The organism is Burkholderia sp. MSMB1498 (assembly GCF_001526245.1).
Taxonomy (GTDB): domain Bacteria; phylum Pseudomonadota; class Gammaproteobacteria; order Burkholderiales; family Burkholderiaceae; genus Burkholderia; species Burkholderia savannae.
In genome coordinates, this window is the sequence record NZ_LOYJ01000124.1 from 125,191 (window position 1) to 137,657 (window position 12,467).

The 12,467-nt window shown below is 68.8% G+C and carries 10 protein-coding genes and 2 pseudogenes; 8 read left to right on the forward strand and 4 right to left on the reverse strand.

Translation table 11 applies throughout. The features are described 5' to 3' along the window. Nucleotides 1-469 precede the first annotated feature (469 nt). Entirely contained in the window at nt 470-784 is a 315-nt protein-coding gene (locus WS91_RS29540) for a DUF3761 domain-containing protein (RefSeq protein WP_038746487.1), read from the reverse strand. A gap of 134 nt (nt 785-918) precedes the next feature. Here WS91_RS29540 and WS91_RS29545 point away from each other — a divergent pair, with 134 nt between their 5' ends. From WS91_RS29545 to gabP, 4 genes and pseudogenes are all read left to right on the forward strand, one after another. Further along, a complete protein-coding gene (locus WS91_RS29545) occupies nt 919-1,905 on the forward strand; it encodes a glycerophosphodiester phosphodiesterase family protein (RefSeq protein ID WP_059671533.1) in 987 nt (328 codons plus the stop codon). Nucleotides 1,906-2,300: 395 nt separating this feature from the next. Then, nucleotides 2,301-2,432: pseudogene (locus WS91_RS37655) on the forward strand (MFS transporter); the annotation flags it as partial. Between the two features lie 3 nt (nt 2,433-2,435). Further along, nucleotides 2,436-2,773: pseudogene (locus WS91_RS37660) on the forward strand (MmcQ/YjbR family DNA-binding protein). Between the two features lie 538 nt (nt 2,774-3,311). Then, nucleotides 3,312-4,715, forward strand: coding sequence for a GABA permease (gabP, locus tag WS91_RS29555; protein ID WP_059671534.1), 1,404 nt, complete (start codon nt 3,312-3,314; stop codon nt 4,713-4,715). A 165-nt stretch (nt 4,716-4,880) separates the two neighbouring features. On the opposite strand, the gene ychF is transcribed toward gabP, so the two are convergent. From ychF to WS91_RS37830, 3 genes are all read right to left on the reverse strand, one after another. Then, entirely contained in the window at nt 4,881-5,975 is a 1,095-nt protein-coding gene (ychF, locus tag WS91_RS29560) for a redox-regulated ATPase YchF (RefSeq protein ID WP_038746494.1), read from the reverse strand. 457 nt (nt 5,976-6,432) lie between these two features. Then, the gene (locus WS91_RS29565) at nt 6,433-6,798 is read right to left on the reverse strand and encodes a hypothetical protein (protein ID WP_038746496.1); all 366 of its coding nucleotides are present in this window, start codon (nt 6,796-6,798) and stop codon (nt 6,433-6,435) included. A 529-nt stretch (nt 6,799-7,327) separates the two neighbouring features. After that, entirely contained in the window at nt 7,328-7,450 is a 123-nt protein-coding gene (locus tag WS91_RS37830; protein WP_081989481.1) for a hypothetical protein, read from the reverse strand. Nucleotides 7,451-7,751: 301 nt separating this feature from the next. On the opposite strand from WS91_RS37830, the gene WS91_RS29575 reads away from it, so the two are divergent. The 4 genes from WS91_RS29575 (at nt 7,752) to WS91_RS29590 (ending at nt 12,423) form a co-directional block, all read left to right on the forward strand. Next, nucleotides 7,752-8,933: a UbiH/UbiF family hydroxylase gene (locus tag WS91_RS29575; protein ID WP_038746501.1), complete on the forward strand. Its 1,182-nt coding sequence runs from the start codon at nt 7,752-7,754 to the stop codon at nt 8,931-8,933. A gap of 105 nt (nt 8,934-9,038) precedes the next feature. Continuing rightward, nucleotides 9,039-9,767, forward strand: a complete 729-nt coding sequence (locus WS91_RS29580) for a DsbC family protein (protein ID WP_059581562.1) — start codon at nt 9,039-9,041, stop codon at nt 9,765-9,767. A 91-nt stretch (nt 9,768-9,858) separates the two neighbouring features. Next, nucleotides 9,859-11,688 (forward strand): M61 family metallopeptidase, encoded by a 1,830-nt coding sequence (locus WS91_RS29585; RefSeq protein WP_059581558.1) that lies wholly within the window; start codon nt 9,859-9,861, stop codon nt 11,686-11,688. A 138-nt stretch (nt 11,689-11,826) separates the two neighbouring features. After that, nucleotides 11,827-12,423 (forward strand): FMN-dependent NADH-azoreductase, encoded by a 597-nt coding sequence (locus WS91_RS29590; protein ID WP_059581671.1) that lies wholly within the window; start codon nt 11,827-11,829, stop codon nt 12,421-12,423. Nucleotides 12,424-12,467 lie beyond the last annotated feature (44 nt).

Sequence of the window (12,467 nt, forward strand, 5' to 3'; positions counted from 1 at the left end):
CATTGTACTTCGACGCGGTGCGCTCGCGCGCCGGGCGCGCTTTGGGGCCGCTTCAATCGGGCGCGGGGAGCGCGGCGGCGGCGCGCACGCGCGACGCCTTGCGGCGACGCCGGCGTGATGCGCGAGCGGCGGCGCGATGCGTGGCGGGCGGCTGAATCGGCGTCGAAGTCGGCGTCGAAGTCGAAGGCGAAGGCGAAGGCGAAGGCGAAGGCAAAGGCGAAGGCAAAGGCGAAGGCGAAGGCGAAGGCGAAGGCGAAGGCGAAGGCAAAGGCAAAGGCAAAGGCAAAGGCAAAGGCAAACGCAGTGCCCGTGTCGGCACCGGTGTCGAGAAGATGCGTTGCGGCTGCCGGGCGCTGCCATGATGTCGCCCGTCGCGGATGCGGCGCGTCGAGCGTGCATCGCGGAGCACGATACCGATTCCGCGATGCTCGGACTGCGCCTCGACCGCTTTGCGACGTCGCGTCGCCGCCTAGAGCCAGGCGGCGACGCCGCCGTGCCCCGAGCACGTGCCGCGTCGATGCCGGCTGAAGCTGTATGCGCCGTCGCGACAACGGGCCGTCGCACCTTCGGGGGCGCGGCCCGATTTCGAATGCGCGGGCGCGTGCACGGTTTCTCCGTCGCGGTTTCGGTACGTGTCGTGGCGGTCGAGGTCGGCTTCGCCGCCGACGGCGGGTGCGCTCGGCGAATAAGTGAAGGCGGGGGCGAAGGCGGGGGCGAGCGCAAGCGCCGCGATCGTCAGCGCGACAGCGATGCGCCGCGCCGCGTGCGGCAGCGGATTGAACATGGTCTCTCTCGATTGTCGTTGTCGATGGTGGCCGATGGCCCGACGGCATCTTAACCGCGGCGAAGCGCTGAAGAAAATCCGCCGCGCATCGTCAGATCAAGAGGGGGAGGCATTTTGATGGGGGAAGCAAGCCGATGAGTCGATTGATCAGCTGGATGGGATGGCGGGCGGCGCTCGCGGGCGTCACCATCGGGCTCGCCGCGTGCGCGGGCGGCGGGCCGATCGGCGAAGCGCCCGCGGCGCTGCCGCTCGTCGTCGCGCACCGCGGCGGCACGGGCGACGCGCCGGAGAACACGCTCGAGGCGATTCGCGAGGCCGCGGCGAATCGCGCGGACGCGATCTGGCTGACCGTTCAACTGAGCCGCGACGGCATCCCGGTGCTGTACCGGCCCGCCGATCTGTCGGCGCTCACGCAGTCGAGCGGCCCGGTCGCCCGGTACACCGCCGCGCAGCTCGCCCGGATGAACGCCGGCTGGAATTTCCGCGACGCGAGCGGGCGCTATCCGTATCGCGCCCGTCCGGCCGGCATTCCGACGCTGCGCGACGCGCTGCGCGCGATTGCGCCCGCGCTGCCCGTCGTGCTCGACATGAAGGCGTTGCCCGCCGGGCCGCAGGCGAAGGCGGTCGCGGACGTGCTGACGAGCGAGGCCGCATGGCCGCGCGTGACGATCTATTCGACCGACGCGGCTTACCAGGCGGCGTTCGTGTCGTATCCGCAGGCGCGGCTCTTCGAGTCGCGCGATGCGACGCGAGCGCGGCTCGTGAGCGTGCTGCTCGGCGGCGCGTGCGAAGGCGCGCCGCAAGCGCCCAGTGCGCCCGGCGCGCCCGTGTGGACCGGTTTCGAGATGCACCGGAAATTGACGGTGACCGAGCGCTTCACGTTGGGCGAAGGCGTATCGGACGTGACGGCGACGCTATGGACGCCCGCGACCGTCGCGTGCTTCAGGCGGCGTGCGAACGCCCGCATTCTCGCGATCGCTGTGAACGACGCCGACGACTATCGTGCAGCGGCGTGCCTCGGGATCGATGCGGTGCTCGCGGATTCGCCGCGCAAGATGGCCGAGATCAAGTCGGCCCTGAAGGCGCGGCCTTTGCAGTGCGAGCGGGCGGCATCGCGATAGGCGAGTCGCCCGGCGGCCAGCGGCGCGCGGCTGGCCGCGGCGGGGGCACGCCGGATCGCTCGGTCGGGAGCGGGCCGTATCGCAATGTCGACAAATGGGCGATTTCGTTGGGCGATTCGATGGCCGTGGCGCGGCGTTGCTTTACCGATTTTCTCGAACGACGCGCGCTCGCGGCTCGCGAAACGGTCCGGGAAGCGCATGATCCGCACGGCGGCCCGGTCGCGCTCGGACCGATGTTTTTCGACAGAATCGGCCGACATGATGCGGTTCGTTGCGGCTTATGGCTGGTTCCTCGTCTTCGGCGGCTCGTCGTTGCGATGTGGCTGGCGACGGGCTGCGCGCCGGGCGGCCGCGCGATTCGTCTTCGGTCCGTCTCCGTCGCGGGCGTTCGATGGTATGCGCTTTGCGTCGCGCGCTCGTTCGGCGTGTTCGCGGCGTGCGTTCACCTCGCGCCCCATGTGCTCGACCACGGTGTGAAGCCCGCGGCGGCGGTGATGTTGCTCGGCGCGATCGGCGTCGGCAGTACGGAGATCGCGCTTGCGTGGCGCGGCGTCAAGGACGACACGCCGTACGGCACGCCGGCGCTCAAGGCGCGCGGCAGGCTGCTTGCGCGATGGTGTGATGGTGCGTGCGATGACGTGATGACGCGATGACAGCGGCGCGCGTCGTCAAGGGCGTCAGCCCCGACGAGCGCACATGGGTGATCGAGTCGGCGTCGGACGAGTTCCACGTGACCGATCAATACGTCGGATGGCCGATCGTGTGGGTACGCCGGTCGGCCGCGCACCTCGACACCGTGAAGGCGCTGCTGCTGCGCGAGTGGCGTGCGCTCGTGCCGGTGAAATGGCGCGACGGGATGGTGGTGTGACGAGAGGGCGTGACGAGAGGGTGCGGGGACAGGGCGAGACGACAGGGCGAGACGACAGGGCGCACGGGTCCGCATGATCGGATTGTCGATGACGCGCGTTTTCCGCTGCTGTGACGTGTGTTTCACGAAACATCGCGCGCGGGCGTCCGGCGCGTTTTGCGCACGGCTTTTCGGGCCGCGCGGCCGCGTCGAACGGGCCGCTCGACGTTCGCGCGCATGGCGATGCGGCAAGTGGTTCTATCGAAATTCGTTAATTGGTTCTTAGTCACAAACCGTTTGATGCTTACACTGCTTCGCTTCGAAGGCGGCCGATCACGATGCCGACGACAGGCGCGCCGCAATGCGCCGCCGCATGCGCGGCGCACTGCAAACGCGGCCTCGCAGCTCTGCGTGGCGAACCTGTCCGAGTGGCCGCAGGCATGACGTCCGATCGACGCGCGACGCCCGCCGCGCCGCGCACGGTTCGATAACAACAAAGCCCCCGCGCCGCCTTCACGCGATGCCCGGCCATACCGGAACCGTTTTTTTGGAGGGAGACATGGAAGGAAGACAGACAGGCCTCGGAACCGGCCTGAAGCCGCGGCACGTCACGATGCTGTCGATCGCGGGCGTGATCGGCGCCGGGTTGTTCGTCGGTTCGGGGCATGCGATCGCGGAGGCCGGCCCGGCCGCGCTGATCGCCTATGCGATCGCCGGGCTGCTCGTCGTGCTCGTGATGCGCATGCTCGGCGAGATGGCGGTCGCGCAGCCGGACAGCGGCTCGTTCTCGACCTACGCCGATCGCGCGATCGGCCACTGGGCCGGCTTCACGATCGGCTGGCTGTACTGGTGGTTCTGGGTGCTCGTGATCCCGATCGAGGCGACGGCCGCGGCGACGATCCTCAACGCGTGGTTTCCCGGCGTCGCGACATGGATCTTCGCGCTCGGCATTACGTCGTTGCTCACCGTGACGAATCTTTTCTCGGTCAAGAACTACGGCGAATTCGAATTCTGGTTCGCGCTCATCAAGGTGGTCGCGATCGTCGTGTTCCTCGTGATCGGCGGCGCGGCGATCGTCGGCGTGCTGCCGGGCTCGAACGTGTCGGGCGTGGCGCGGCTCGTGAACGCGGGCGGCTTCATGCCGAACGGCGTCGGCGCGGTGCTCGCCGCGATGCTGACGACGATGTTCTCGTTCCTCGGCACCGAGATCGTCACGATTGCCGCGGCCGAATCCGAGCATCCGGAGCGCCAGATCGTCCGTGCGACGAATTCGGTGGTCTGGCGCATCTCGCTTTTCTATCTCGGCTCGATCTTCGTCGTCGCGGCGCTCGTGCCGTGGAACGACGCGCTGTTGCCCGCGCACGGCTCGTATCAGCGCGCGATGGAGCTGATCGGCGTGCCGCATGCGAAGGCGATCATCGACGTGATCGTGCTGGTATCGGTCGCGAGCTGCCTGAATTCGGCGCTCTATACGGCGTCGCGGATGATCTTCTCGCTGTCGACGCGCGGCGACGCGCCCGCGCTTTTGCGCCGCACCGACGCGAGCGGCACGCCGCGCGCGGCCGTGCTAGCGTCGACCGCGTTCGGCTTTCTGACCGTGATCGCGAACTACGTGATGCCCGAGCAGGTGTTCGGTTTCCTGCTCGCGACGTCGGGCGCGATCGCGCTGCTCGTCTATCTCGTGATCGCGATTTCGCAATTGCGGATGCGCTCGACGCTCGACGCGACGGGCGAGCGCCTGCCGCTGCGGATGTGGTGCTTCCCGTGGCTCACGTGGGCGGTGATCCTGTTCATCTGCGGTGTGCTCGTCGTGATGCTGCTGCGCGACGATCACCGGATGGAAGTCGGCTCGACCGCGGTGCTCGCGCTCGCCGTCGTCGCGGCGTCGTGGATGAACCGGCGTGCGCGCGGCGGCGGCGAGCCGGCGCCCGCGGCGTCGCGAGTGTCGGCGAATTTGCGGTGAAGCGACGTCTGGCCCGGCGGCGGCGCGCCGCCACTGCCTGCGTGCCGGCCGCACTCGGCTCGACGATCTGAGTCGCGCGATGCGCGCGAATGCGAAACGGCCCGGCGGCCGCAGGCGGCGGGCGATGTCACGCGCCGCCTGCGGCCGCCGGGCCGGCGATGCGGCTCAGACGTTGAACAGGAAGTTCATCACGTCGCCGTCGTGCACGACGTATTCCTTGCCTTCCGCGCGCATCTTGCCCGCTTCCTTCGCGCCTTGCTCGCCCTTGTACGCGATGAAGTCGTCATAGGCGATCGTCTGCGCACGAATGAAGCCGCGCTCGAAATCCGTGTGGATCACGCCCGCCGCCTGCGGCGCGGTATCGCCGATGTGGATCGTCCACGCGCGCACTTCCTTCACGCCCGCGGTGAAGTACGTTTGCAGGCCGAGCAGCTTGAAGCCCGCGCGGATCACGCGGTCGAGGCCCGGCTCGTCCATGCCCATGTCGGCGAGGAACGCTTCCTTGTCGGCGTCGTCGAGATCGGCGATCTCCGCCTCGATCGCCGCGCACACGGCGACGACCGGCGACTTCTCGCCGTCCGCGTACCGGCGCACCGCGTCGAGGTGCGGATTGTTCTCGAAACCGTCTTCCTTCACGTTCGCCACGTACATCGCCGGCTTCGCGGTGATCAGGCAGAACGGCTTGAGGAGCGCCTTCTCGTCGTCGGACAGATCGAGGCCGCGCACCGCCTTGCCCTGGTCGAGATGCGCGCGCGCCTTCTCGAGCACCGCGACGAGCTTCGCCGCTTCCTTGTCGTTGCCGGACTTCGCCGCCTTCGAATAGCGGGCGAGCGCCTTCTCGACGGTGCCGAGGTCGGCGAGCGCGAGCTCGGTGTTGATTACCTCGATGTCGTCGAGCGGGCTCACCTTGCCGGCGACGTGAATGACGTTCTCGTCCTCGAAGCAGCGCACGACGTGCGTGATCGCGTCGGTTTCGCGGATGTTCGCGAGGAACTGGTTGCCGAGGCCCTCGCCCTTGCTCGCGCCGGCGACGAGGCCCGCGATGTCGACGAACTCGACGACGGCCGGGACGACGCGCTCGGGCTTGATGATGTCGGCGAGCGCCTTCAGGCGCGCGTCAGGCACTTCGACGACGCCGACGTTCGGCTCGATCGTGCAGAACGGGTAGTTCTCGGCGGCGATGCCGGCCTTCGTCAGCGCGTTGAACAGGGTGGACTTGCCGACGTTGGGCAAGCCGACGATGCCGCATTTGAGGCTCATGGGTTCCTTCGGGATTCAATGGGTTGTGCGTGATGCGGGGCGCTCGTCCGCGCGCTTTGCGGGCCGCACCGGGGCCGGGCATGAGCGCCCGGCCGGACGCCCGGGCGCGGGCAAGACCTGCGTTGCCACCAAAAGCGGCAATTGTAACTCGTTCGACCGCGCATCAAGGCAACCGGCGGCTCGAGCGGCGGCGCGCGTCGGCCGGCCGATGCGAGGCCGGCGGCCGGCGGCGCGGCGACTTTGGCGCACGGAGGAACGCGCATCACGCGGGGCAACGTGGGAGGCAACCGCAAAGATGCGCTTCGAGGGAGGGCCGGCGGCGCTATCCGGCGGGCGGCGGCGCCACGCGTCGGTGTCGGCATTGGCGTTGGTGCGCCGCCGGCCGCGCGTCGGCCGGCCGATGCATGCCGCGTTACGAGCGGGCCTTTGCGGCCCTTCGCGGTGCGTGCCCGGCGAGTCAGTCGGCGATTCGCCGGTCGGCGAGCGCCGCGCGGCAGTCGTCCAGCACCAGCTGCGCGAGGCGCGCGCCGTAGTTCAGATCGTCGGTGTCGATGATTTCTTCCACCGCATCGCGCGCCCACGACGCGTTGACGAAGTCCGCATGCCTCTTCGCGATGTCGAGCGCGATGAGCGAGAGCTTCGCGAGCGTCAGCCAATCGGCCTCGCGCGCGTGGCGGTCGAGCCATTTGTGCGCGGACTGGACCTGAAAGGCTGCGCCTGGCCAGCTCTCGTTCAGGTAGAAGGCGCCGAGATTTCCGACGACGAGCCAGCAGAGCAGCTCCACTCGGTCCTGTTGATTGAGATGGTGGCGCAGGTCGCTCATGGCCGGGCTCACGAAGATGGTTGAGACCTGTTTTTCCGGCGCTTTCGGGGTGATCGCGTCGTCACTGAAACGATAGCACGCGATGGGCGGAATCAGACAAGCGTTCGGTGGGGCGGAACGCACATGGCGTTCGAGCGCGGCGGCTTGCGCAGGGCGGGTGCGGCGGCGCGCGACGCGTCGCATGCGGGACCGGTGCGGTGGCGGATCGGAGGGGGAGAGGGCGCTCGCTCGTGCGGCCGTTTCCGGCGGCGGGCGCGTGCGTGCGCGTCGGTGCTCGGGCATCGGCCCGGCGAGATCGCGTCGGACTCGGCGCGGCGGCGCGCCGGTTCTCGGCCGCGCGCCGAATGCGCCGGCACGCGCGGGCGTTCGCGTCGCCGCTCATGCGCGATGCGACCGGCGACGCGCGTCGCGAGCGGCGCGCCGCCGAATCGCCGCCGAATCGCCGCCGAATCGCAGCCGAATCACAGCCGAATCACAGCCGAATCACAGCCGAATCACAGCCGAATCACAGCCGACGCCGAACGGCGCATCAATACCGGTAGTAGTAATCGCGATGATGATAGTAGCCGCCGCCTTCCGGCACCACGATGCATCCTCCGAGCACGCTGCCCAGCACGACGGCGAGGGCGGCGAGAGCCGCGATCCGTTTCATCGACATCTCCTGTTGTTGCGTCGGCTCACTGTAGCGGCGGCCCGCATGACAAGCGGTGTGCGTTTGTAAGGAAACGTGTGACGCGTAATGCGCGCTCCCGATAGCGTGCGGCGGCGAGCGCGCGCCGGTTACATCGCCGCGCACGTGCGGCGCGCTAGCCGCGGCGCGCGGCGTTCGTCCTTACGTGAAAACCCGCGGCGAACGATCGCCGCGGAACCGGTCCGGCGCGTGCGTCGCCGTGTCGCGTGCCCTGATTCACCGCAAATTCCCCGAGCGAAACGGCCTGGCCCTCCCGGCTATAATGCCCGCCATGACTGCCTACCATCAGACCTTCGACGTCGCCGTCGTCGGCGGCGGCCTCGTCGGCAAGACGGCCGCGCTCGCGCTGACGCAGGCGGGCCACAAGACCGCGCTGCTCGCGCAGCCGGCCGCTCCGCGTCCCGCCGATCTCGCGTTCGACTCGCGCATCTACGCGCTGTCGGCGAGCTCGCAGGCGCTTCTCGAGCGGCTGCGCGTGTGGCAGGCGCTCGACCACGGCCGGCTCGCGCCCGTCTACGACATGCGCGTGTACGGTGACGCGCACGCCGAGCTGCATTTCTCCGCGTTCCAGGCGGCGGTGTCGCAGCTCGCGTGGATCGGCGAATCGTCGCTGATCGAATGCGCGCTCGACGCCGCGCTGCGCTTCCAGCCGAACCTCACGTGGTTCGACGCGCGCGCGCAGGGCTTCGACGTGAAGCCGGACGCCGCCACGCTCGCGCTCGCGAACGGCGACGTGATCGAGTGCGATCTCGTCGTCGGCGCGGACGGCGCGCATTCGTGGGTGCGCTCGCAGATCGGCTCGAAGGTCGAGCGGCGCGACTATCGGCAGACGGGCGTCGTCGCGAACTTCAAGGCCGCGCACCCGCATCGCGAGACCGCATACCAATGGTTCCGCGACGGCGAGATCATTGCGTTGCTGCCGCTGCCGGACGGCCACGTGTCGCTCGTCTGGTCCGCGAACACGGCGCACGCCGACGAGCTGCTCGCGCTCGATCCCGCGAAGCTCGCGGCCGAGGTCGAGCGCGTGACGATGAGCCGCCTCGGCGCGCTCGAGTGCGTGACGCCCGCGAAGGGCTTCCCCCTCGCGCTGCAGACGGTGGACCGGCTGATCGCGCCGCGCGTCGCGCTCGTCGGCGACGCCGCGCACCTGATTCACCCGCTCGCGGGCCAGGGGATGAACCTCGGGCTGCGCGACGTCGCCGCGCTCGCGGACACGCTCGCGAATCGCGAAGCGTTCCGCGATCTCGGCGACACCGTGCTGCTGCGCCGCTACGAGCGTGCGCGGCGCGAGGACATTCGCGCGCTGATGATCGCGACCGACGGCCTGCAGCGGCTCTTCTCGCTGCCGGGCGCGGTTGCGCGCATCGTGCGCAACACGGGGATGGCGCTCGTCGGCGCGCAGCCGCTCGTCAAGCGCTGGCTGGTCGCGTCGGCGCTCGGCTGACGGACCGGCGCGTCCGGCGAACCTTCGCGCGGCGCGGCGGTCCGACTCTGCTTGACCACGGTCGTACACTGTGACGGTGCACGCACGCTTTGAAGGATGATTTGCATGAAAAAGACAATTCGTATCGCCGCGCTCGCGCTGGCCGCCGCGACGGCGACGCTCGGCTGCACCGCGCAGGCCGATCAATCCACCGACAAGCTGAAGGCAGCGCTGCAGTCGCGCCTCGGCGCCGACGCCCCGATCAAGAGCGTGACGAAATCGCCGATCGCGGGCTTGTACGAAGTCAATCTCGGTTCGCAGATCGTCTACAGCGATGCATCGGGCGACTACGTGCTGCTCGGCGAGCTCGTCAACACGAAGACGCACAAGAACCTGACGGCCGAGCGCCTCGCCGAAATCAACAAGATCGATTTCGCGAGCCTGCCGCTTTCGAATGCGATCAAGGTCGTGAAGGGCAACGGCGCGCGCAAGATCGCGGTGTTCTCCGATCCGAACTGCCCGTACTGCAAGAAGCTCGAGACGACGCTGCAGTCGGTCGACAACGTGACCGTCTACACGTTCCTGTACCCGGTGTTGTCGCCCGATTCGACTGTGAAGTCGAAGTCGATCTGGTGCGCGAGCGACCGTGTGAAGACGTGGCAGGCATGGATGCTCGAGCATCGCACGCCCTCGGTGGCGGCGAGCTGCGACACGACCGCGCTCGACAAGAATCTCGCGCTCGGCCGCGGGATGAACGTGACGGGCACGCCGACCGTGTTCCTCGCCGACGGCAGCCGCCTGCCGGGCGCCGTGTCCGCAGACGAACTGAATCAGGCGCTCGCCGGCGTCAAGTGACGCGGCATTTCTCGCATCGCGAAGGAGGCGTCGGCGCTCGGCCGGCGCCTCTTTTCGTATCCGTTCCCGCTTGCCCCGACCGATTCCGACGATGAAGCCGATTCGCTACACGATCGTTCCGAAAGACCCCGCCGCCCACCTGTTCGAAGTGACGCTCACGCTCGCCGATCCCGATCCGGCCGGGCAGCGCTTCTCGCTGCCCGTTTGGATTCCGGGCAGCTACATGGTGCGCGAGTTCGCGCGCAACATCGTGACGCTGCGCGCGTTCAACGAAGCGGGCCGCAAGCTGCGGATCGGCAAGCTCGACAAGCAGACCTGGCAGGCCGCGCCGACGTCCGGATCGATCACGCTGCGCTACGACGTCTACGCGTGGGATCTGTCGGTGCGCGCCGCGCATCTCGACGACACGGGCGGCTTCTTCAACGGCACGAGCGTGTTCCTCGCGCCGCTCGGCCATGAAGACGCGCCGTGCGAGGTGACGATCGAGCGCCCGGCGGGCGACGCGTACCGGCGCTGGCGCGTCGCGACCGCGCTGCCGCAGGCGCACGGCACGAAGCGCTACGGCTTCGGCGCGTACCGCGCGGAGAACTACGACGAGCTGATCGATCATCCCGTCACGCTCGGCGAATTCGCGCTCGCGACGTTCGAGGCGCACGGCGTGCCGCACGACGTCGCGATCGCGGGCCGCGTGACGGGCCTCGATCTCGAACGGCTCGCGGCCGACCTGAAACGCGTGTGCGAAGCGCAGATCGCGCTCTTCGAGCCGAAGACGAAGCGCGCGCCGATGTCCCGCTACGTATTCATGACGCAGGCGGTGAGCGACGGATACGGCGGGCTCGAGCATCGCGCGTCGACGGCGCTCATCTGCAGTCGCGCCGATTTGCCGGTGAAGGGGCGTCCGGAGAAAACGGAAGGCTATCGAACGTATCTCGGCCTGTGCAGCCACGAGTACTTTCATACGTGGAACGTGAAGCGGATCAAGCCGGCCGCGTTCGCGCCGTACGATCTGTCCGGCGAGAGCTACACGTCGCTGCTGTGGCTCTTCGAAGGCTTCACGTCGTACTACGACGACCTGATGCTCGTGCGCAGCGGCCTCATTTCGCAGAGCGACTACTTCGCGCTCGTCGGCCGCACGATCGCGGGCGTGCAGCGCGGCGCTGGCCGGCTCAAGCAGAGCGTCGCCGAAAGCTCGTTCGATGCGTGGATCAAGTATTACCGGCAGGACGAGAACGCGACGAACGCGATCGTCAGCTACTACACGAAGGGCTCGCTCGTCGCGCTCGCGTTCGATCTCGCGATTCGCGCGCAGACTCGCCATCGCAAGTCGCTCGACGACGTGATGCGGCTGCTCTGGCAGCGCTTTGGGCGCGACTTCTACCACGGCAGGCCGCACGGCGTCGGCGAGGACGACGTGAAGGCGCTGATCGCCGAAGCGACGGGCGTCGATCTCGGCCGCTTGTTCGACGATGCGGTGTCCGGCACGCGCGACCTGCCGCTCGCCGAGCTGCTGGAGCCGTTCGGCGTGACGCTCGCGCCCGACACGGGCGCGAACGGCTCGGCCGATGCGCGCCCGTTGCCGACGCTCGGCGCGCGCACGCGAGGCGGCGCGGAATGCACGCTCGCGGCCGTGTACGAAGGCGGCGCCGCGCATCGCGCGGGGCTGTCGGCGGGCGACGCGCTGGTCGCGGTCGACGGGCTGCGCGTGACGGGCTCGAACCTCGACGCGCTGCTTGCGCGCTACCGGCCCGGCGACAAGGTCGAGATCCACGCGTTCCGGCGCGACGAGCTGCGCGCCGCACAGCTCAAGCTCGACGGCCCCGAAATCGCGCGCTACAAGCTGACCGCCCAGCCGAAGCCCGCCGCGACGCGCGCGCATCGCGACGCATGGCTCGGGCTGCCGGCGGCGCGCGACCGGCGATAGGCGCACTGAACCGGGCGCGGATTGTTTCGCTATTGCAACAATCCGTCACCCGGCCGCCGCTTTTTCGCGGCGGCGGCAATCCGCACAATGGCGTCACTCGCGCTGCACTTGGCGCAAACCAAACCCACGGAGCCCGACATGACGACCATTCTTCAGATCAATTCCGCCGCCCGCTCGCAAGGCGCCCAGTCGACTTTGCTCGCCGACGAACTGACGGCCAAGCTGCAACGCAGCAACCCCGGCGCGACCGTCAAGGTCCGCAACCTGCTTGCCGACGCGCTGCCGCACCTCGACGACGCAGTCCTCGGCGCGTTCTTCACGCCGGCCGATCAGCGCACCGCCGAGCAGAACGCGATCGTCGCGAAGAGCGACACGCTGATCGACGAACTGAATTCGGCCGACGTGATCGTGATCGGCGCGCCGATGTACAACTTCGGCGTGTCGTCGCAGCTGAAGACGTATTTCGACTGGATCGCCCGCGCGGGCGTGACGTTCCGCTACACGGCGCAAGGTCCGGAAGGGCTGATCAAGGGCAAGAAGGTGTATGTGGTGTCGGCGCGCGGCGGCAAGCACGTCGGCATGCCGACCGACAGCCAGACGCCGTTCCTGAAGACGTTCCTCGGCTTCATCGGCATGTCCGACGTGACGTTCGTCTACGCGGAAGGTCTCGCGCTCGGGCCGGATGCGGCGACTGCGGCGCTCGCGAGCGCGCGCGAGGTGATCGCCGCGGTTTGAGCGTCCTCGCTCGATCGCCGAAAAAAACGCCGCGGACCGGAAGG